Below are 21,237 nucleotides of genomic sequence, written 5' to 3' on the forward strand. Positions count from 1 at the left end.
CCGTGCGTGCGAGGCGTTCCGCGGCCTACGCTCGCGGCCATGACATCACAAGATCAGCGGGAAGGCTCCTCAATTACCGCCCCGATTACCACCGGCGACGGTGAGTTGGTGATCCGTCACGAGACGGAAGCGGATCACCCGGCGGTACGCGAGGTCCACACGCACGCGTTCGGATCCGAGCGGGTGCCCGGCCTGGTGGAGGCGCTGCGCACGGCACCGGCGCCGCTGGCCCCGATGTCCTTCGTCGCCACCCTCGCCGGCCGGGTGGTCGGGCACGTCCTGCTGAGCGCGGTGCGCCTGGACGCCCCGCGCCGGATCGTGGACGTCATGTCCCTCTCGCCGCTCGGCGTGCACCCCGACGCCCAGGGCCGGGGCATCGGCACCCGCCTCATCGAGCACGCCCTCGCGGCGGCCGACGAGCAGGGTGTGCCGTTGGTGTTCCTGGAGGGATCACCGCTGTACTACCGCACGCGCGGCTTCGAGGCGGCGAGCCCGCTGGGCTTCCGCTCGCCGTCGCTGCGCATCCCCGACCCCGCGTTCCAGGTCGCCCGCCTTTCCGCGCACGAGCCGTGGATGACGGGCACCTTCGTCTACTCGGAGACCTTCTGGGCCTTCGACTGCGTCGGCCTGCGCGACCCCGACGCCTGACGGCGGCTGCCCAGGGCCCGCCGACCGGCGGGCCCTTTCGCGTGCCCGTGCCCGGGCGCCGATCCGCACAGAGTCACACACAACTGCCGAGGCACGTCTGGGGCCTTGACGCCTCACCGTGGCCTTCCTAGTGTTTGCTGCTGCTTACTTGAGTTCGCTTGTGATCGAAAATGTGCGTGCATGTAGTTGTTTCCCTGCCAGAAAGGGTCGCACCACGATGAGATCCCTTCCCCGCACCCTGCTCGCAGTCCTTCTGCTGTGTCTGTCGTTGACCACCGTCCCGCAGGCGGCCGCCGCGACGCGTGCCGCTCCCGGGACCGCCGCCGCCACCAACACCGACATCACCGTCGACGGCACCTCCCCCGGCCGTATCTTCGACGGCGTCGGGGCGATCAGCGGAGGCGGTGGCAACACGCGGCTGCTGCTCGACTACCCCGAGCAGCAGCGCGGCCAGATCCTCGACTACCTCTTCAAGCCCGGCTACGGCGCCGCCCTGCAGATCCTCAAGGTCGAGGTCGGCGGCGACACCAACTCCACGGACGGCGCCGAATCATCCATCGAGCACACCCGAGGTGCCGTCAACTGCTCCAACGGGTACGAGTGGTGGCTGATGGAGCAGGCCAAGGCCCGTAACCCCGGCATCAAACTCGCCGCACTCTCCTGGGGAGCACCTGGCTGGGTGGGCAACGGCAACTTCTGGTCCCAGGACATGATCGACTACCTGGTGTCCTGGCTGGGCTGCGCCAAGCAGCACCACCTCACCATCGACTACCTCGGCGGCTGGAACGAGCGCGGCTTCAACGCCGCCTGGTACAAGAACCTGCACGCGACCCTCGCCGCCAAGGGGTACGCCACCAAGGTCGTCGGCGCCGACGACGGCTGGCAGATCGCGACCGCCATGCGGGGCGACAGCGCGCTGAACGACGCGGTGGACATCGTCGGCGCCCACTACCCGTGCGGCTACATGTCCGCCATGACCAGCTGCTCGACCACCCCGGACGCGCTGGCCACCGGCAAACAGCTCTGGGCGAGCGAGAACGGCTCCGAGGACGCGGCGACCGGTGCCGCCCCGATGGCCCGTGCCATCAACCGCGGATATCTGGACGCGAAGATGACGGCGTTCATCAACTGGCCGGTGGTGGCCGCGCTCTACCCCAACCTCTCCTTCAACAGCATGGGCCTGGTGACGGCCAACCAGCCCTGGTCGGGCGCGTACAGCGTGGACCGGAGCGCCTGGGCGACCGCACAGACCACCCAGTTCACCGCCCCCGGCTGGCAGTACCTCGACACCGCCTCCGGCTACCTCGGCGGCAACCGCACCAACGGCAGCTACGTCAGCTATGCCGCGCCGGGCAAGTCCGCCTGGTCCACCGTGTTCGAGACGATGGACGCGACCGCCGCCCAGACCGTCACCCTGAAGGTCGCGGGCGGACTGCCGGGCGGCGCCCCGCACGTCTGGTCCACCGACTTCTCCAGCAACGGCGCCACCGCACACCTGGTGCCCGAACCCGACCTCACCGCTACCGCGGGGACGTACCGGCTGACCCTCCAGCCCGGTCACCTCTACACCGTCACCACCACGACCGGACAGGGCGCGGGTACCGTCGCCCCGCCGCAGCGCGCCCCGCTCGCCCTGCCGTACGCGGACTCGCTGGCCGGGAGCGCCACCGGGCAGGAGGCGCGGTACGTCGCCGCGATGAACGGCGCCTTCGAGACCGCGCCGTGTGCCGGCGGCCGCACCGGCCGCTGCCTGCGCCAGCAGGCGCCGACCACCCCCATCCGCTGGACCGACGAGTCCACGCCACAGCCCTACGCGCTGATGGGTGACGTCAACTGGACCAACTACACCGTCCGTTCGGACGCCCTGCTCGAACAGTCCGGCGCGGTGGAACTGCTCGGCCGGGTCGGCACCCAGGGCCGCAACAACAACGGCCTCAACGCCTACCACCTCCGCGTCGCGGACAGCGGCGCCTGGTCGCTGCTGCGCACCGACACGGCCTGGTCCTCCACCACTCTGGCGAGCGGTACGGTCACGGCTCCCGGTCTGAAGACCTGGCACACCCTGGCCCTCACCTTCCAGGGCGCCACCATCACCGCGAAGCTCGACGCGACCACCCTCGCCACCGTCACCGACAACAGCTACGGCGCGGGCCAGATCGGGCTCGGCACCGCGGGCTACTACGGCGCGCAGTTCGCCAACCTGAGCATCACCCCCGGCACGACGGCGCCGCTCGACGGCACGTACCAGCTGGTCAACACCCACAGCGGCCAGCTCCTTGACGCGTCCGGGCAGGGCACCGCCGACGGCACCCCGATCATCCAGTGGCCGGGCAACCAAGGCGCCAACCAGCAGTGGAAGCTCGCCTCCACGGGCGACGGCTACTACACCGTCACCAGCGTGGCCAGCGGGAAACACCTCGACGTCCCCGGCCGGAGCGTCGTGCCAGGCACCCAGCTGAACCTGTGGGCCGCCAACGGCGGGACCAACCAGCAGTGGCGGGTGACCCCGGGCGCACGCGACTGCTACGTCCTGGAGTCCCGGCTCGACGGCCATCTGGTGGACGTCAGCGGGGGCTCGCTCGCCCTGGGCGCCCAGGTGATCCAGTGGCCCGCGAACGGGGGTGCGAACCAGTGCTGGCGGCTGGTCAAGGTGGGCTGATTCGGGGGAACACTTGACCTCAACTTAACTAGAGGTCGTACGTTTCTCGTATGAGTATGGAAGCCACCGCGTGGACACAGCTCCACAACGTCATCACCGCGCAGCAGGACCGACGTCCTTTCAACCGAGCCACCCTGCGGCGCATCGCTGTGTTCGCGCGGCCCCACCGCCGCCGCATCGCCCTGTTCCTCCTGCTGAGCATCGCCACAGCACTCCTGGCGGTGGCCACCCCGCTCCTCGCCGGACGCGTCGTCAACGCGATCGTCGGCGGCGAGGAGACGGGGACCGTCACCCGTCTCGCCCTGCTCATCGCCGTGATCGCCGTCGCCGAGGCGGCCCTGGGCCTGGTCGGCCGATGGCTGTCGGCGACGCTCGGCGAGGGGCTCATCCTCGACCTGCGCACCGCGGTCTTCGACCACGTCCAGCGCATGCCGGTCGCCTTCTTCACCCGGACCCGCACCGGGGCGCTCGTCAGCCGCCTCAACAACGACGTCATCGGTGCCCAGCGAGCGTTCAGCAACACGCTCTCCGGCGTGGTCAGCAACCTCGTCACGCTCCTGCTCACCCTCGTGGTGATGCTCAGCATCTCCTGGCAGATCACCCTGCTCGCGCTGGTGCTGCTGCCCGTGTTCGTCCTGCCCGCGCGCCGCATGGGCACCCGGATGGCGCGTCTGCAGCGCGAGGCCGCCGAGCACAACGCCGCGATGGGCACCCGGATGACCGAGCGGTTCTCGGCGCCCGGCGCGACCCTGATCAAGCTCTTCGGGCGGCCCGCCGACGAGTCCGCCGAGTTCGCCGCCCGGGCCGGCCGGGTGCGCGACATCGGCGTCCGTACGGCGATGGCGCAGTCCGCGTTCATCACCGCCCTCACCCTCGTCTCGGCCCTCGCGCTCGCCCTCGTCTACGGGCTCGGCGGCTACTACGCCCTGCACGGCAAGCTGGAAGCGGGCGCGGTCGTCTCCCTCGCCCTGCTCCTCACCCGTCTGTACGCGCCGCTCACCGCGCTCGCCGGGGCGCGCGTCGAGGTCATGAGCGCGCTGGTCAGCTTCGAGCGGGTCTTCGAGATCCTCGACCTCAAGCCGCTCATCGCCGAGAAGCCGCAGGCCAAGGCGGTGCCGGACGGGCCGGTCGCGGTGGAGTTCGACGACGTGCGCTTCGGCTACCCCTCCGCCGACAAGGTCTCCCTCGCCTCCCTCGAAGAGGTCGCGAGCCTCGACACCCGAGGCGGCGCCGAAGTGCTGCACGGCGTCTCCTTCCGCGCCGAGCCCGGCCAGATGGTGGCCCTCGTGGGCTCCTCCGGCGCGGGCAAGTCGACCGTCGCCCAGCTGCTGCCCCGGCTGTACGACGCCGACGAGGGCGCGGTACGCCTCGGCGGCGTCGACGTACGCGACCTGACCGCCGACTCGATCCGCGACACGATCGGCATGGTCACCCAGGACGGCCACCTCTTCCACGAGTCGGTCCGCGCCAACCTGCTGCTCGCCCGCCCGGACGCCGGCGAGGAGGACCTCTGGGACGCCCTGCGCAGAGCCCGCCTGGACGGACTGGTCGCCTCCCTGCCCGACGGGCTCGACACCGTCGTCGGCGAACGCGGCTACCGGCTCTCCGGCGGCGAACGCCAGCGCCTGACCATCGCCCGCCTGCTCCTGGCCCGCCAGCGCGTCGTCATCCTCGACGAGGCCACCGCCCACCTCGACAACACCTCCGAGGCCGCCGTCCAGGAGGCCCTCACCGAAGCCCTGGAGGGCCGCACCGCGGTGGTCATCGCCCACCGCCTCTCCACGATCCGGTCCGCCGACCTCATCCTCGTGGTGGAGAACGGCCGCATCGTGGAACGCGGCACCCACGACGAACTGCTGGCGCTGGACGGCCGCTACCAGGAGCTGTACCGCACCCAGTTCGCACGGCCGGGAGGTACGCACGCGGAGCTCGGCTGAGGGCCGGACGCGGGTGGTGACCGTCAGAGGTGCCGCCGCCGGACACCATCGCCACGAGCGAGACGCACGTCACATGCGCGGATGTCACAGCCTGCCGGGCTGCCTTGTCATAGGGGTGACAGCGAACAACGTCCAAGGAGTACACGATGGAAGCCAGGCTGAACCTCTTCGCCAGCCCGATCGCGGCCAAGTTCGGGAAGCACCTCGTGGCCGCGGGCAAGGTGCTCGCGGACTCCACGCTGCCGGCCGCGACGCAGGAACTGGTGAAGCTCCGCGCCAGTCAGATCAACGGCTGCGGATTCTGCACCGACATGCACACCAAGGACGCCGCGCACGCCGGAGAGACCCAGACGCGCCTCAACCTGGTCGCCGCCTGGCGGGAGACCACGGTGTTCACCGACGCCGAGCGCGCCGCCCTGGAGCTGACGGAGGAGGCCACCCGCATCGCCGACGGGGCGGGCGGCGTCCCCGACGAGACATGGGCGAACGCCGCCAAGCACTTCGACGAGGAGGAGCTCGCCACGTTGGTGTGCGCCATCTCCCTGATCAACGCCTTCAACCGCGCGAACGTCATCATCCGGCAGCCCGCGGGCGACTACCGGCCGGGCCAGTTCGCCTGACCCGCAGAAGAGGCCCGTCGGCACCGCCCCGAGAGGGGGCGGTGCCGACGTGTGCTGCTACTTCGCGCTGTCCGGGTGGATGTGGCGCTGTACGAACTCGTAGGAGCGTTGGCCGAACTGCGGCCCCAGACCCGCCGAGGCCTCGACGGCCGACGGGAAGTGGACCCCGGCCCAGACCCTGGTCTTGCCGCAGGTCGTGGCGAAGTCCGTCCAGGAGTCGTACGTCAGCGTGAGGTCCTTCGCCGGTGTGACACCCGGCTCGATCACGGACGACCCCGCCTTGCGCGGAATCGCGATGTGCACCTTGTCGCTTCCGAGGAAGAGCCGCGCGGCCTGCGCATACGCATAGCAGGCGGCGGTGGAGCCGGACGGGTACTCGGGGTGGTTGGTGACGGGTAGATAGCTGCGCCACTGATTGCCCGTGATGTCGTGGACCGTTCCCTTGCCCGGGCCGCCCCAGGCGGTCACCGGTGTGTCGCCGTACAGGTAACGGATCGCGCTGAACGGCCGTACGGAGTCGTAGTTCGCCTTCTGCTGCCACACCGCGACGGTGCTGTCGAAGAGGGCGATCTCGATGGTCGCGATGAACTGCACGAACCCCTCGACGTCCAGGTGCGCGTCCTGGATCACGGCGTTGCCGGGTGCTTCCGCGAGGGCCATGAACTTGTCGCCGAAGAACTCGGCGGCCATCTTCCGGTAGTCGTTCAGCCCCGCCGACGCCGCGAGGACTTCATCGGCCTGGCGCTTGTAGCCGTGCCGGTTGTGGTGGTTGCTGTTGACCGGCGGGGGGATGTGGAACTGTGCCGGGTCCTTGTACGTGAACGGGGTGGTGAGGCGCATCTGCGGGGTGATGAACTTCTGGATCTCGAAGGTGCCGTCGTCGTGCGGGACGATGGCCGGCTGCCAGTGCGAGGGATCGCGGAGTTCGTACGCCGTGTTGACCGGCTCGTACCCGGTGTAGTCCGCGTACGGCGCCTGCTGCCGTCCGCCCTCGTCGCCGTAGCGGTTCATACCGTCGTGCCACCGGGCCTCCAGGACGCGCCGGGCCGCGAGGTTGCCGATGCCGGCCGCGGTCCGGGTGTTCTCCTGGTGGTCGTCCGGGTCGAGGCCGACCGAGGTCATCATGTCCCGCCAGGCCGCCGCGGCCTGCGGGATACGGGCGTTGAAGATGCGGTAGGAGGTGTAGAGGATGGCCGTGTTCTTGTTGCGGTTGGTGCGCTCGGCGACGGGACGACGGCCGAGATTCGCATGGATACCGACCGCTGTGCGGTGGTAGGGCGCGATGGAGTCGAACCAGGAGGTCTCCAGGAGCATGCCGTAGTCCACGATCAGCGTGATATCGGAGCCGTCCTTCGATATGACGGACCGCTCCTGCGCCTGGAGCCCCGGGTAGACCACTTCCAGCGCGGCGTTGCCGTGGTCGAAGTCGAACGAAGGTGTCTTGGCCGCGGGGTGGGATGCGGGGCGGTCCGGCGCGGGATCGGCCGACGCGACGTTGGCGAACGAGCCCAGTAACAGGGTTGCGCTGCAGGCGGCCGTCCATCGTCGCAAACGCGACCACCGCAGCCGCCTCTGGTCCCTCATGGGTCAGTCTCCCTTCGATGGGAATTGGCCAGCGAGGGAACGGTAGAACTCGGCCACTGCCCGTGGTACGGCGCTATCCGGTCGTGTTGGGGCCGCTCTCACGGCGAAGGTGCCCGGACACGTGTGCCGGAACGACGTCCAGCACGCGACTGCGCACTCCGGTTGAACCACTGGTAGGAAACCTTCCAGTCCGCTACGCTCCCCCGCGGCGGCTTGGCGCGGTGCCCGACCCCCGTGGGCATGACGCGCTCAGCGAGAGCTCTGACCCGGCTGCCGTGGCGCTGCCCTCTGCCCGCGCGGGCAGGGGCGGGGCCGCGCTCCGGTGTCCAGCTCTCGCCGTCACCAAGCCCCCCACGGAGTCCAGGTATGCGCCTGAACACCCCCGCTCAACTCCCGCTCCCGCGCGGCAGAAACCGCGCCCTCACCCTCGTCCTCGCCGCCGTGCTCGCGCTCCTCGGCGGGCTGCTGCTCGCCTGGCCCGGGCGGGCCGGGGCTGCCGCCGACCCGCTCATCTCGCGCGGGAAACCCGCCACCGCCTCCTCCGCCGAGAGCTCCTCGCTCGGCGCCAGGAACGCCTTCGACGGCGACACCGCCACCCGCTGGGCCAGCGCCGAGGGCAAGGACCCGCAGTGGATCCGCGTCGACCTCGGCGCGACGGCCACCATCAGCCGGGTCAAGCTCAGTTGGGAGGCCGCCTACGCCAAGGCGTACCGCGTCGAGGTGTCGCAGGACGGGGCGTCCTGGACCACGGTCGCCGAAGAGAAGGCGGGCAACGGCGGCACCGACGACTGGACCGCGCTCACCGGCAAGGGCAGATACCTGCGCGTCCACGGCACCGCGCGCGCCACTTCGTACGGCTACTCGCTCTACGAGGCCGAGGTGTACGGCACCGTCGACGGCGGCCCGCCGCCCGGCGGCGCCTTCACCGTGGTCGCGGCCGGTGACATCGCCGCCCAGTGCACCGCCGCCGACAGCGGCTGCGCGCACCCCAAGACCGCCGCGCTCGCCCGGCAGATCGATCCGAAGTTCTATCTGACGATGGGCGACAACCAGTACGACGACGCCCGGATCTCCGACTTCCGCGCCTACTACGACAAGACGTGGGGGGCCTTCAAGGCCAAGACCCGTCCGGTCCCGGGCAACCACGAGACGTACGACCCGGCCGGGGCCCTCGCCGGATACAAGGCGTACTTCGGGAACATCGCCTACCCGCAGGGCAAGAGCTACTACAGCTACGACGAGGGCAACTGGCACTTCATCGCCCTCGACTCCAACTCCTTCGACCAGTCCGCCCAGATCGACTGGCTCAAAGCCGACCTCGCCGCCAACGGCAAGCAGTGCGTGGCGGCCTACTGGCACCACCCGCTCTACTCGTCCGGCGGCCACGGCAACGACCCGGTCTCCAAGCCCGTGTGGAAGATCCTGTACGGCGCGAAGGCCGACCTCGTCCTCAACGGACACGACCACCACTACGAGCGGTTCGCCCCGCAGGACCCCGACGGCAAGGCGACCGCGGACGGCATCGTGGAGGTCGTCGGCGGCATGGGCGGCGCCGAGCCGTACCCCATCGAGCAGGTCCAGCCCAACAGCCAGAAGCGGATCAGTGGCCAGTACGGCGTGCTGAAGCTGGAGTTCACCGACTCCGGCTACGGGTGGACCTACGTCGGCACCGACGGGCAGGTCAAGGACACGAGCCCGAAGTACGGCTGCCACTGATGTATCTGGCCACCACCGGCCGTACGGACGCGCCGCCCCGCACCCCCGGGGCCGGGCGGCGCGTCCCCGGCACCGTCCTCGCGCTCGGCGCGGTCAGCCTGGTCACCGATGTCTCCTCCGAGATGGTCACGGCGGTGCTGCCGCTCTACCTCGTCCTGGGCCTCGGCCTCTCCCCGCTCCAATTCGGCTTCCTGGACGGCATGTTCAACGGGGCCACCGCGCTCGTGCGGCTGCTCGGCGGGCGGCTCGCCGACCGCGGCGGCCGGCACAAGCGGGTCGCCGGGGCCGGCTATCTGCTCTCCGCGCTCTCCCGGCTCGGACTGCTCCTCGCCGGGGGCGCCACCGCGGGCATCGCCGCCGCGCTCGCCGCCGACCGGCTCGGCAAGGGCATCCGCACGGCCCCGCGCGACGCCCTCATCTCGCTCAGCGGCCCGCCGGAGACGCTCGGCCGCTCCTTCGGCGTGCACCGCGCCATGGACACCACGGGTGCGCTCCTCGGGCCGCTCGCCGCGTTCGCCGTGCTCCGGGCGACCACCGACGCCTACGACGCGGTGTTCGTCGTCAGCTTCTGCACCGGGCTCCTCGGTGTGCTCCTGCTGGCGGTGTACGTACCGCCCGCGTCCGAGACGGTGCGCGTGCCCGTAACTCCCCGCCCGCGCACGGCATTTCGTGATCCCGCCTTCCGCCGCATCTTTTACGCGACCGCCCTGCTCGGCGCCGCCACGATCGGCGACTCCTTCCTCTATCTGCTGCTCCAGCGCGGCCTCGACCTGCCGACCGCCCTGTTCCCGCTGCTGCCGCTCGGCCCCGCCGCGGGCTATCTGCTGCTCGCCGTGCCGGTGGGCCGGATCGCCGACCGGACCGGGCGGCGGCTGCCGTTCCTGCTCGGGCACGCGGCCCTGCTCGGCGCGTATGCCCTGCTGTTCGCCCCGCTCGCCTGGCCGACCGCCGTGGCCGTACTCGTGCTGCTCGGCATCTTCTACGCCGCCACCGACGGAGTGCTCATGGCGCTCGCCGGGCCCCTGCTGCCCGCGCGCGGACGAGCGGGCGGGCTCGCGGTCCTCCAGACCGGCCAGGCACTGGCCCGGCTCCTCGGCGCGGCCGGGTTCGGGGCGGCCTGGACCCTCTGGGGGCAGCGGCCCGCCCTGTGGACGGCGGCGCTCGCACTGGCCGGTGCGCTCCTGGCCGCCTGGCGCGTCCTGCCCGCCACGGTCTCGGAGGCGTCGTGAAGGCCGCCCAGCGCCACCTCCGGCTCGCCGTCGTCGTGATCGCCGTGCTCCTGCTGGCGGGCGGCTCCCTCGGCTACGTCCTGCACGCCCGGCACCGCGAGCGCCCGCCCCAACAGGCCGACGCCGACGGCTCGTTCGGCCTCGACGAGCCCGGCCTGTACTTCCGGGACCCGGCCACCGGACGGGTCGCGCGGCTGCCCGCACGAGGGGCGCCGCGCGTCGGCGGCGGCCCGTCCTGCGACCGCTTCTACGCGGCGGGGGAGCGCGCCCTGTGCCTGCGCAAACTGCCGGGCCTCCCGGCCCGCACCAGGGCCCTCGTACTCGACCGGCGGCTGCGCGAAGTGCGCGGCGTGACCGTCCCCGGCATCCCCAACCGGGCCCGCGTCTCCGCCTCGGGGAACCTGCTGTCCTGGACGGCGTTCGCCGTCGGCGACTCGTACGCCACCTCCGGCTTCTCCACCCGGACCTCGGTCCTGGACCTGCGCACCGGCTATCTGATCAAGTCGATCGAAGGGATCCCGCTGACCGTCGACGGCGCCCGCTACCACGCACCGGACGTCAACTACTGGGGTGTCACCTTCGCCCGCGACGACAACCGCTTCTACGCCACCGTCTCGTCCCGGGGCCGCACCCACCTCGTCGAGGGCGACCTGCGGAACTGGTCGGCGAAGGCGTTGCGCGAGAACGTCGAATGCCCGTCGCTGTCGCCGGACAACACCCGCATCGCCTTCAAGAAGAAGGTATCCGGCGATCCCCGGGCGCCCTGGCGGCTGTACGTGCTCGACCTGGCGGGGATGCGCGAGCACCCGCTGGCCGAGCGGCACAGCGTCGACGACCAGGCCGCCTGGCTGGACGACTCGACCCTCGGCTACGCACTGCCGGGGCGCGGCGGGCGCGCGAGCGACATCTGGTCGGTCCCGGCGGACGGCACGGGCGAACCCCGCCTGGTGGTGCCGGGCGGCTCCTCGCCGGTGGCCGTGCGGTGACCGGCGCCGGGCGCGTCACGTCCCGGTGGGCGTGTACGGAGTGCCGTCGGCGGAGGTGACCGCGATGGTGGTGGTGCGGCCGCTCGGCTCGATGCGGATGACCGGGATGGCCTTGTCCCGGGGGCCGCCGTCGCCGTTGATCGTGATCCAGCCGCTCGCGCCCGCCACCCCGGTGCCCTCGCGCAGCGCGGCGAGGGTCCGGTGGACGTCGGTGGCCGTGGGATCGGACGCCATGGGGGCGCCGCGCAGCGCCCGGGCGGCGATCAGCAGCGTGTCGTACATCATGATCGCCCGTCCGTCGTCGAGGCCGGAGTGAGGGAACGCGGTGGTGAACGTGCCGTCGCGGAACGGGGCGATGGCCTGCGGGGCGAACGCCCGCGGTGCCACGTCCCAGGCCCCGGGGTGGGCGAGGCCGGTGTAGACGAGGTCGACGCGGCCCGTGCGCAGCACCGCGGCCAGGTCCCGCGGGCCGAAGCCGTCGGTGCGGGTGACCTGGGTGGCGTCGTCTCCGGAGACGACGGCCAGCGGGCGGTCCCGGCACGGCCGGTCGGCGAGTGCGGTCAGGAACGCGGGCAGTGAGGTGCCGCGGCCCGCGAAGTAGACGACGTCCGGCCGGGCGGCGCAGAGCTCGCCGACCTGGTGGCGGAAGGCGGCGGCCGGGCCGGACGCCTGCGAGTCGAACAGCACGGCGCCCGCCAGGCGGTCGGTGGGCATCCGGGCGCGGAACTGCGTGGCGAGCGTGCTGGTGTACTGGTCGCCCGCGGCGACGTCCTCGACGAGCAGGACACGGGCGCGGGCGTACGCGCCCGCCGACAGGAACCGTACGGCGGCCGCGGCCTGGTCGGCGTTGGCGGGCGCGACCCGGACCAGACCGGGCGTGCCCGCCCAGGAGTCGGCGGTGAGCACCGAGCCGAACGCGGGCAGGCCCCCGGCGGTCAGCTCGCCGACCATGTCCTGGCTGGAAGCCGTACTGCCGCCGAGGCCGACCGCGGCCACGATGTGCTCGGCGCCCCGGCGGTGGAGCACCTGCCCGACCGTGTAGGCGCGCTGCTCGGCGCTGCCGCCGGTCTGGGCGATCAACACTCTGATCCGCGGCCCGGAGGCGGAGTCGTGGTTGGCCCTGCGCTGCGCGAGATACGCGCCCTCCAGGTCGTGCCGGACGCTCGCCATCATGCTGGTGCCGTCGTACTCGGCGGTGATCGGCGTGAGGTAGACGACGGAGGCGTACGGCCGTCCGCCCGGCTCGGCGGATGCCTGGACGACCTGACGGTTCTCCGCGTAGATCAGCTCCAGGACCGGCGCGAGGTCGGTGTCGGAGGAGCCCGGGGGGCCTGGATCGCCAGCGGAGTTCGGGGAACGGGCGGAGGTTCCCGTCGGGAGCGAGGGGCCGGTCAGCAGGCCGACGCAGGTGCGCTTCGCGCCCTCACCGAGGGCGCGCTGGCCGTCGGCGCAGCCGGTGCGGCCCGACAGTACGCCGGAGGGCGGCACATCGCCCCGGACCAGCAGGGCGGCGAGTACGGCGAGGGCGACGGCCGGCGCCGTGACGCGCCACCGGCCGCGCACCCGGCACGGTGGCCCGCTGTCGCACCCGGTCTCCCCGGCCCGGGCGGCCAGGCACAGCACCTCGTCCAGGCGGGGCCGCCGGCCGGGCTCCTTGGCCAGACAGCGGGTGACGAGAGGGCGTAGCGGGCGGGGTACGCCGGTCAGGTCCGGCTCCTCGTGGACCACGGCGAAGGCGGCGGCGATCGGCTCCGCACCCGCGGCGTCGGCGTCCTCGAACGGGCTGCGGCCGATCGCCGCGAACGCCAGCACGGAGCCCAGCGCGAACACATCGGTCGCGGGGGAGATACGGTGCGGCCCGCTCAGCTGCTCGGGCGCCATGAACGCCGGAGTGCCGACCATCCCGCCGGTGTGGGTCAGCGCGCGGCTCTCCGTCACCGCTTTGGCGATGCCGAAGTCGATCACCCGGGCGCCGTCGTCCGCGAGCAGGACGTTGCCGGGCTTGAGGTCGCGGTGCACGATGCCCTGACGGTGGATGTCGCGCAGGGCCTCCGCGAGTTGGCCCGCGAGACGTGCGATGTCCGCCACCGGCAGCGGGCCGCCCGAGCGCACGCGCGCGGCCAGCGACTCGGCGGGTACGTACTGGGTGGCCAGCCAGGGCGGATCGCCGTCCGGGGCCGCGTCGACCACCGACGCGGTGAACGCGCCGCTGACCTTGCGAGCCGCCGCCACCTCGCGCCGGAAGCGGGCCCGGAAGTGCGGGTCGTCGGCGTACTCGGGCCGGATCACCTTCAGCGCGACCTGCCGTCCGGTCGGGCTGCACGCGAGGTACACCACGCCCATCCCGCCGGCTCCCAGCCGCCGTTCCAGGGTGAACTCCCCGATCTGCCGCACCTGGACAACATAGCGAAGCGGAACCCCGCGGCGGCCGGAGTCGCGGCGAGAGGTCTACGCCTCGCGCCCCGCGTCCGACTCCCCGGCATGGCCGGTCACCAGCGCGCGCCGACCTCGTCGACCTCGTCGCGGCGCAGGGCGTTCATCCGGGAGGTGCCGACGTAGTACTGGCGGATGAGCCCGGCCTCGCGCAGTACGTGGAAGTGGTGGGTGGCCGTGGACTTGCTGACCGGCAGTTCGATCGTGCCGCAGCTGAGGTCCTCGCGGGCGGCGTACAGCTCGCCGACGATCCGCCGGCGCACGGGGTCGACCAGGGCTTCGAGCACCAGCTGGGTGCTGATCGCCCGGAGGTCCGGGTGGGGCGGAATGCGCCCTCGCTCGCTCTGCCGTGCTGCTGTCATCGCGCCGTCGTCAACTCGCGGAAGGGGGAGGCGTGATGGCCAGGGCGGTGCGGTTCCATGAGCTCGGAGGACCCGAGGTGCTGCGGCTGGAGGACGTGGAGGTCGGCGTACCCGGGCCGGGTGAACTGCTGATCCGGGTGGACGCGATCGGCCTCAACCGTGCCGAGGCGCTGTTCCGCGGCGGCAACTACATCGAGAAGGTCAAGGAGTTCCCCGCCCGGCTGGGCGCCGAGGCCGCGGGAGTGGTCGAGGTCGTCGGCGCCGGAGTGACGGGCTTCGAGCCCGGTCAGGCTGTGAGCGTGGTGCCCGCGTTCTCGATGAACGCGTACGGGGTCTACGCCGAGCGTGCCATCGTCCCGGCGGCCGCGGTGGTGCACCGGCCCGCCTCGCTGGACGCGGTCGGCGGCGCGGCGGTGTGGATGCCGTATCCCACCGCGTACGGGGCGCTGGTGGAGGTCGGCGGGATGCGGGCCGGGGACACGGTCGTACTCACCGCCGCCTCCAGCAGTGTGGGCCTGGCCGCGATCAGGTGTACTGGACCTCGCCAGAGTGGTCGCCCCCGACGGCACGCTCATCGAGTTGACGAGATCGTCGAGGCCCACCGCTATATGGAGGCGGGCAGCCAGGTGGGCAAGATCGTGGTCACGGTCGACCACTGACGGGCTCGCGGCCCCACTGCCGAACGGGGGAAAAGACGGAAAATCCGGTCGGTGGGTGCGGGGGCGGTCAATGCCTCAAGGGGGTGCGTCGGCACAAGGACGCCATGCCACCGAAGGAGATCCCCATGCGCTCGTACAGGCGACCGGTCCTCACCTCCGCCCTGCTCGTCGCGGCGCTTCCGGCAGCGTTGCTCCCCGTGGCCGCCCAGGCCGCGTCCCCGCCGTCGCTGCCCTCGCGGCCGGAGGCCGACCAGCCGCGGAGCGCGGCGCTCAACTTCGACGAGCTCGACTGCGAAGGCCCGGAGGAGGACCGGCTGCCGTCGACCGACTCGGGCCAGGGGGCGGTGCACGAACCCGGCACCGCCGCGTTCGTCCCCGCCCCGCTCCCCACCGGTCTTCCTCCCGCCGTGGTGAAGTGGCCCAGGAACCTCCCCGACCTGGACGACGCCAAGCGCATGCTCGCCGAGCTGGACGTCGGGACCTTCGACAGCAAGGGATTCCAGCGGACCGCGTTCGGCGGCAAGAGCTGCTGGGTCCTGCACGGCGCCGAGAAGTGCTCCACGCGCGAACTCGCCCTGAAGGCCCTTTCCGACATCCCCGCGACCTTGAAGGACGGTTGCAAGGTGGTGGGCGGCCGCTGGCGCAGCGCGTACGACGACCTGACGGTCACCAACCCCCTGCGCGTCGACATCGACCACATCGTGCCGCTCAGAGCCGCGTGGGGCTCGGGCGCCCGGGACTGGCCCGAGTACAAGCGCCGCGCCTTCGCCAACGACCTCAGCGGCTCGCCGCAGCTCATCGCGGTCTCCACGTGGAGCAACCGCGACAAGGGCGACAAGGGCCCGGACAAGTGGCTGCCCAAGGGCTACGAGTGCACGTACAGCCGTGCCTGGATCGGTGTGAAGGACTACTACGGGCTGCGCGTCACGGCGGGGGAGCGGGGCAGCCTGGAGAAGGTGCTGGGTGGCTGCCGGGAGTAGCCCCCTGGCGCCGGGCAGGCGAGGGGGGCTCCGCCGGGCGCGCAACCCGTCCCGTGGCGCGAATACACTTCTGGGGTGAACGAGAACCTGCCCCCCTGCCCCGAGTGCTCCGGCGCGTACACCTACGAGATGGGCGCGCTGCTGGTCTGCCCGGAGTGCGGGCACGAGTGGTCGCCCGCGGGAACCGTCTCCGCGGAGGGCGAGACCGGCGGTGACGGGGTGATCCGGGACGCCGTCGGCAATGTGCTCGCCGACGGCGACACGGTGACCGTGATCAAGACCCTGAAGGTCAAGGGCAGTCCGGCCGGCATCAAGGCGGGCACCAAGGTGCGCAACATCCGCCTCGTCGACGGCGTCGACGGCCACGACATCGACTGCAAGGTCGAGGGCTTCGGCTCCATGCAGCTCAAGTCGAGTGTGGTCAAGAAGGCCTGACCGGGCGGGAAAGGTCTCCCGCGCAGTGCCCGGCCGCGCAGTGCCCCGCGCTCAGCCATGGGAGACCGTGAGCTTGTAGAAGCCGACGCGGGCGCCCTTGGTGGTGCTGTCGGAGGACGACTGGTTGTACGACCCGGCCTTGAAGTACTGCTTGTAGCCGTTGAAGGACGACGGGATCGGGTAGTGGGTCGTCGTGCCGTTGACCGTCAGGTCGATCGTGTGGCCGCCCGAGACACCGATCGTGTAGCTCCACGTCTTGCCGACCGGCACGTGACCCACCGTGTGCGGGGTCTGGCCGCCGGAGGGGGAGTTCTCCGTGCCGAGGACGATGTCGCCGCTCGACCGGTAGTACAGCTCCAGCAGCGGCTTGGTGGACGGGCCGCCCGTGCCGAGGTGGATCTGCCCGACGCAGACGTTGGACGTCACGGACACCACGCGCAGGGTCGCGTTCAGCCGGTGGGTGCCGCTGAGTGACCAGTTCGCGGGGCTGCCGTCGCGGTTCATCTCGCGCAGCTCGGAGCGGGCGTAGTGGGAGTTGGGCGTGGTGACGCCCTTCTCCGGCGCCCAGAACGTCATCGCGCCGTCGCGCGCGTCCGTGTAGAAGTACGCGTCCTGGAAGCCGTTGGCCCCCTTGAGCCGGGACGACGGGATCGTGGTCGGCGAGCCGGGGGAGCCCACCGGTTCCTGGAGCTCCCACACGGAGAGGTCGAAGTTGCCGCCCGGCGCGACCGACGGGCCGGCGAGGATCCCTGCCGTGGCCGGTGCGGGCGGGGTGGCCGACGCGGTGGGGGTGACGAAGGGCAGGCCGCCTGCGGCGGTCGCGGTGGTCACGTATATGAGCAGCGTGCGGATGCGCATGGGTGCTTCCCGTCGAGTCGGTGGGGGTCGAGGCTCGGGGCAGTGCTCTTGGTCGCGGGGTTTGGCCGCGACTGCGTGATGTTCATGTGCATGAACCTTGAGTTCTGACGTGAACTCGGAGAACCGTAGAGCTCTGGCGTGGCCGCGTCAATGGCTGGAAACAGCGGCTGTTCCGCTCACGGAACAGCCGATCGCCGGGCAGCTCGCCGTTCACTGCCAGGACAAGGCAGCCCGCGTACCCCGGCGCAAGATGGTGTTTCCGGTCTTTTCGCGGCCGGTTGGGTGCTTCGGTGCTTTCCGGTGGGGCGGGGGTTCTACCCTGCGGCTGTTCGTGACCGTCCGGCGGGTAGCGGGGCGGTTGGCCGGTGCGAGGGGGGATCGGTGTCCTACGGGGGAGTGCGGGCGGGTGAGGTCGCGGCGGGCCCGCCGGGGCTTGTCCCGGGGAGCGCGCCATGGCGGGGCGCGGCCGTGGAGTGCGCGCTGACCGCCGTCATGATGTTTCTCGTGGTGACGATGGTGCGCTGGCTGCTCGATCCGGCCTCGCCCGTCTTCATCGCCGATCTGCATCTCGCGCTGGGTGTGGTGGGGGCGCTGGTCGCGGTCCTGCTGGTGGGGCTGATCCTGAGCCCGCCGGGTCGCGGGTCGGGCGCGCACCTCAATCCGGCCGTCAGTGTGACCCTGTGGCTGATGCGAGCGTTCCCGGGGCGGGCCGTGGTTCCGTATGCCGTGGGGCAGTTGCTCGGAGGGCTGGCTGGAACGGCGCTGGCCCGGTTGGTGTGGGGGCCGGTGCTGCAGTCGGCGGCTCTCAGCGACGGACTGGCCCGCCCGGCTCCCGGCCGGTCCTCCGTGGCGGTGTTCGCCCTGGAGGCGGCGAGCTTCGCGGCGGTGGCCCTGCTCATCGGCTTCTTCGTCGCCCACCCCGGCCTTGCCCGGCCGATGCCCTATGCAGTGGGGCTGGTGGTCGGCCTGATCATCGCGCTGCTCGGCCCGGTGAGCGGCGGGGCGGCCAACCCGGCCCGCCAGCTGGGCCCGGCGGCCCTCTCCGGCACCACCACCGCGTTGTGGGCCTACCTGACGGCGCCGCTGCTCGGCGCCGCGCTGGGAGCCCTCGTGCACTACTGGTTCGTGTCGAAGCGCACGAAGTCAGCTGCGTACAGGCGCAGTTGACGGGCTCGGATTCGGACTGTGGCCGACGCTACCGTCCGTTCAGTGGCAGTACGGGCATGGCGTGGTCCTGCCAGATCCGGCGAGAGGTTTCCTCCGGGTACGCGGCGACGGATGGCCGGGTGTCGAAGAGCTGCACGAGGCGCTGCTCGGCGTCGTACGCGGGCCAGCCGGGGTCGCCGTGGGCGGCGAACGCCGTCCAGGCGGCGCGCATACGGGAGGACAGTTCCTCCGCCTCCGGTGGCGGGCCTTCGCCGATGAGCATGGCGGGTTGGCCACGGTCCAGGTTGCCGAAGACGAGCGGCACGTCGAGGCCGTGGCACGCGCCGAGGGCGCCGCCCATGCCCGGGGCAGGCCAAGTCAGCTCGTAGACGTGGGCACGGCCGCCGGCGGCGATCTGGGCCCGGGCGAGGTGGAGACTGGGCATGCGGAACAGGCAGTCGGACTGGACCAGTTCGTACAGTTCGTCCGGGGTAGCGGCCGGGAAACCGTCGAGGTATCGGCGTGCGCCGTCCTCGCCGGGGGCGAAGACGTCCAGCGCGGCAGCGGCCTGCTCCTGTGTCACCTGGCCGAGCAGACCGTCGAGCGCGGTGAGCAGCCGTTGTTCGTCGCGGGTGTGGCCGACGAGGAGTCCGATGTCCCGGCCGGCGCCGTCGGCCAGGGCCTGCCACGGGGTGACCGGCAGGGTGTCACCGCCGACGACCGGTGCGAACGGGATCGACTTGTGGGCGGCCGGGCCCCAGCGGTCCGCCCACTGGATCATCTTGGCGCCGACCGCGTCCCCGGCGGCGGACAGCCGGACCGGGTCCACCGCGGACAGGTCGGCCGCCGTGGGCCTCAGCCCCAGCTCGGCGGCGCACGCCGTGGCGATGTCGGCGGCGAGCTCCGGCGAGAAGAACGTGCCCTGCACGCTCTGCGCGACGGCCCGCCCGAAGAGCCCGGCCGCGCGGTCCATCGCCAGCAGCGCGGCGACCGATCCGCCGCCCGCCGACTGGCCGAAGACCGTGACGCGGTCAGGGTCGCCGCCGAAGGCCCGGATGTTGTCACGCACCCACCCCAGGGCGGCCACTTGGTCGAGCAGGCCCCGGTTGGCGGGCGCGCCCTCGAACTGCCCGAACCCCTCGAGTCCCACACGGTAGTTGAACGTCACCACGACGACCCCGCCCTCGCGCGCGAGGCGGCCGCCGTCGTACTCGGGAAGCCCGGACATGCCGATCACATACGCGCCGCCCTGGATCCACACCATCACCGGCAGCCCCGCGCCGGGGCCAGGCTCGGGCGACCAGACGTTGACGGTCAGCCAGTCGTTGCCCACCGTGTCCCGCGCCAGCGCGTCCATGCCGAAGTGGCCGCCCTGCGGGGGCGGCGGCCCGTACGCCACGGCCGTGCGCACCCCGTCCCATCCCCGCACCGGCCGCGGCGCGGCGAACCGCAGCGCGCCGACCGGCGGCTCGGCATACGGAATCCCCCGAAAGACCGCAACTCCCGCCTCCCGGCTGCCACGCAGCGCCCCGGCCGCCGTGCGGACCTCGGGCGCGGACTCGGACGGCTCGGACGCGGCAACGCTCATCACGGCTCCCTCTTTGGGGCAGGCGGAGCGCGATCGCAGGGATTCGCGTCGGCCCGGACGCTTCGGATGATGCCGCTGTGTGAGGGGGCGCGCCACCGATATAACGGATGGCTCGGCGAGCCCTGGCCGTCAAGGCTGGTCGGCCCGCGCGGAGACCAGAATGTCCGCCGCCAAGGACGCCAGTTCGAGGGCCTGGGTGCGGTTCAGGCGGGGGTCGCAGGCGGTGGTGTAGTGGTGGGGGAGGTCTGTGGTGGAGATGTGCTGGGGGCCGCCGAGGCACTCCGTCACGTCGGCGCCCGTGAGTTCCACGTGCAGGCCGCCGGGGTGGGTGCCCAGAGCGCGGTGCACCTCTACGAAGCCGCGCACCTCGTCGAGGACGCGGTCGAAGTGGCGGGTCTTGTATCCGCTGCGGGACTGCACCGTGTTGCCGTGCATAGGGTCGCACTGCCAGACGACCGCGTGACCGGACGCGGTGACCTTCTCCACGATCGGCGGCAGCACGCGCCGCACCTCCGCGCTGCCCATCCGGCTGATCAGGGTCAGTCGGCCGGGCTCGTCGTACGGGTCGAGGCGTTCGACGTACTCGACGGCCTGCTCCGGGGTGGTCGTCGGGCCGATCTTGACGCCGATCGGGTTGGCCAGGAGCTCGGCGAACGCGATGTGCGCGCCGTCCAGTTGCCGGGTGCGTTCGCCGATCCAGAGGAAGTGCGACGACAGGTCGTACGGCTGATGCCCGCCCCGGTCGTGGCCGTCCGCCACCCGTAGCATCGACCGCTCGTAGTCGAGCAGCAGGGCCTCGTGGCTGGTGAAGAACCCGCCCTCGTCCACCGGTCCGACCGCCCCGGTGGCGTGCAGCGCGCGTACCGCTGCCATCGCGGCCGCCGCGTTGACGTATGCGCGGAGCATGCGGTGCGGGTCGGGGGCGCGGGCCTCGGCGGTCGCCTCGCGGCCGTTGACGATGTCGCCCCGGTAGGTCGGGAGGCCCAGTGCGTCCACGGGTGAGGAGCGGGGTTTGGCGTACTGGCCGGCGAGCCTGCCGACGGTCACCACCGGCAGCCCGGCCCCGGAGGTGAGTACCGATGCCATCCGGTACAGGGTGTCGACGGTGCCCGCGATCGAGTGCTCGGTGGTCCCGGTAAAGGTTTCCGCGCAGTCGCCGCCCTGGAGCAGGAACGGCGCGCCGCCCGCCACCGAGGCCAGCCGAGTCCGCAGCCGGTCGACCTCCTCGGCGCTCACGACCGGTGCCACGGTCTCAAGGACGGCTCGCACCTCGCGTACGGCCTCGGGGTCGGGCCACTGCGGCTGCTGGGCCGCGGGGCGGGCGAGCGCGCGGTCCACGGCGGCGCGGAGGCGGTCCGGCAACGGCCCGTCAGGGGAGGGCTGGTCGGGAAAAGGCT

General features: G+C 72.0%; 17 protein-coding genes. 11 read left to right on the forward strand and 6 right to left on the reverse strand.

Features of this window, described 5'->3' with window-relative positions; all coding sequences use genetic code 11:
• The first annotated feature begins 39 nt into the window (after positions 1-39).
• The 4 genes from OG965_RS35780 (at position 40) to OG965_RS35795 (ending at position 5,864) form a co-directional block, all read left to right on the forward strand.
• Positions 40-648 (forward strand): GNAT family N-acetyltransferase, encoded by a 609-nt coding sequence (locus OG965_RS35780; RefSeq protein WP_371656223.1) that lies wholly within the window; start codon positions 40-42, stop codon positions 646-648.
• A gap of 217 nt (positions 649-865) precedes the next feature.
• Complete coding sequence (locus tag OG965_RS35785; RefSeq protein ID WP_371656224.1) at positions 866-3,307, forward strand: RICIN domain-containing protein; 2,442 nt, start codon at positions 866-868, stop codon at positions 3,305-3,307.
• 50 nt (positions 3,308-3,357) lie between these two features.
• Positions 3,358-5,244: an ABC transporter ATP-binding protein gene (locus tag OG965_RS35790; protein ID WP_371656225.1), complete on the forward strand. Its 1,887-nt coding sequence runs from the start codon at positions 3,358-3,360 to the stop codon at positions 5,242-5,244.
• A gap of 146 nt (positions 5,245-5,390) precedes the next feature.
• Entirely contained in the window at positions 5,391-5,864 is a 474-nt protein-coding gene (locus OG965_RS35795; protein ID WP_371656226.1) for a carboxymuconolactone decarboxylase family protein, read from the forward strand.
• Between the two features lie 57 nt (positions 5,865-5,921).
• Here the strand turns inward: OG965_RS35795 and OG965_RS35800 are convergent, their stop codons facing one another.
• The gene (locus OG965_RS35800) at positions 5,922-7,448 is read right to left on the reverse strand and encodes a DUF6851 domain-containing protein (protein ID WP_371656227.1); all 1,527 of its coding nucleotides are present in this window, start codon (positions 7,446-7,448) and stop codon (positions 5,922-5,924) included.
• A gap of 366 nt (positions 7,449-7,814) precedes the next feature.
• On the opposite strand from OG965_RS35800, the gene OG965_RS35805 reads away from it, so the two are divergent.
• From OG965_RS35805 to OG965_RS35815, 3 genes are read left to right on the forward strand one after another with little or no spacing between them, the layout of a single operon-like run.
• Positions 7,815-9,164 carry a discoidin domain-containing protein gene (locus tag OG965_RS35805; RefSeq protein WP_371656228.1) on the forward strand — a complete coding sequence of 450 codons (1,350 nt, stop codon included), beginning with the start codon at positions 7,815-7,817 and terminating at the stop codon, positions 9,162-9,164.
• The gene (locus OG965_RS35810) at positions 9,164-10,393 is read left to right on the forward strand and encodes an MFS transporter (RefSeq protein ID WP_371656229.1); all 1,230 of its coding nucleotides are present in this window, start codon (positions 9,164-9,166) and stop codon (positions 10,391-10,393) included. The genes OG965_RS35805 and OG965_RS35810 overlap by 1 nt, the downstream gene beginning before the upstream one ends.
• The gene (locus OG965_RS35815; protein ID WP_371656230.1) at positions 10,390-11,379 is read left to right on the forward strand and encodes a TolB family protein; all 990 of its coding nucleotides are present in this window, start codon (positions 10,390-10,392) and stop codon (positions 11,377-11,379) included. The genes OG965_RS35810 and OG965_RS35815 overlap by 4 nt, the downstream gene beginning before the upstream one ends.
• Positions 11,380-11,394: 15 nt before the next feature.
• Here OG965_RS35815 and OG965_RS35820 read toward each other — a convergent pair whose 3' ends face one another.
• Together OG965_RS35820 and OG965_RS35825 are read right to left on the reverse strand one after the other, a co-directional pair.
• Positions 11,395-13,773 (reverse strand): protein kinase, encoded by a 2,379-nt coding sequence (locus OG965_RS35820; RefSeq protein WP_371656231.1) that lies wholly within the window; start codon positions 13,771-13,773, stop codon positions 11,395-11,397.
• 95 nt (positions 13,774-13,868) lie between these two features.
• Complete coding sequence (locus OG965_RS35825) at positions 13,869-14,174, reverse strand: ArsR/SmtB family transcription factor (protein ID WP_371656232.1); 306 nt, start codon at positions 14,172-14,174, stop codon at positions 13,869-13,871.
• 35 nt (positions 14,175-14,209) lie between these two features.
• On the opposite strand from OG965_RS35825, the gene OG965_RS35830 reads away from it, so the two are divergent.
• From OG965_RS35830 to OG965_RS35840, 3 genes are all read left to right on the forward strand, one after another.
• A complete protein-coding gene (locus OG965_RS35830) occupies positions 14,210-14,833 on the forward strand; it encodes an alcohol dehydrogenase catalytic domain-containing protein (protein WP_371656233.1) in 624 nt (207 codons plus the stop codon).
• A gap of 125 nt (positions 14,834-14,958) precedes the next feature.
• Positions 14,959-15,813, forward strand: coding sequence for an HNH endonuclease family protein (locus OG965_RS35835; RefSeq protein WP_371656234.1), 855 nt, complete (start codon positions 14,959-14,961; stop codon positions 15,811-15,813).
• A 75-nt stretch (positions 15,814-15,888) separates the two neighbouring features.
• Positions 15,889-16,248, forward strand: coding sequence for a zinc ribbon domain-containing protein YjdM (locus OG965_RS35840; RefSeq protein WP_371656235.1), 360 nt, complete (start codon positions 15,889-15,891; stop codon positions 16,246-16,248).
• Positions 16,249-16,299: 51 nt separating this feature from the next.
• Here the strand turns inward: OG965_RS35840 and OG965_RS35845 are convergent, their stop codons facing one another.
• The gene (locus OG965_RS35845) at positions 16,300-17,106 is read right to left on the reverse strand and encodes a polysaccharide lyase family 7 protein (protein WP_371656236.1); all 807 of its coding nucleotides are present in this window, start codon (positions 17,104-17,106) and stop codon (positions 16,300-16,302) included.
• 381 nt (positions 17,107-17,487) lie between these two features.
• Between OG965_RS35845 and OG965_RS35850 the strand changes: the two genes are divergently transcribed.
• The gene (locus tag OG965_RS35850) at positions 17,488-18,273 is read left to right on the forward strand and encodes an MIP/aquaporin family protein (protein WP_371656237.1); all 786 of its coding nucleotides are present in this window, start codon (positions 17,488-17,490) and stop codon (positions 18,271-18,273) included.
• Positions 18,274-18,301: 28 nt separating this feature from the next.
• Here the strand turns inward: OG965_RS35850 and OG965_RS35855 are convergent, their stop codons facing one another.
• Both OG965_RS35855 and OG965_RS35860 read right to left on the reverse strand, forming a co-directional pair.
• Positions 18,302-19,840: a carboxylesterase/lipase family protein gene (locus OG965_RS35855; protein ID WP_371656238.1), complete on the reverse strand. Its 1,539-nt coding sequence runs from the start codon at positions 19,838-19,840 to the stop codon at positions 18,302-18,304.
• A 129-nt stretch (positions 19,841-19,969) separates the two neighbouring features.
• Positions 19,970-21,202 carry a 3-deoxy-7-phosphoheptulonate synthase gene (locus OG965_RS35860; protein WP_371656239.1) on the reverse strand — a complete coding sequence of 411 codons (1,233 nt, stop codon included), beginning with the start codon at positions 21,200-21,202 and terminating at the stop codon, positions 19,970-19,972.
• Between the last annotated feature and the right edge of the window lie 35 nt (positions 21,203-21,237).

Origin of the sequence: Streptomyces sp. NBC_00224 (genome assembly GCF_041435195.1) — a bacterium.
Taxonomy (GTDB): Bacteria; Actinomycetota; Actinomycetes; order Streptomycetales; family Streptomycetaceae; genus Streptomyces.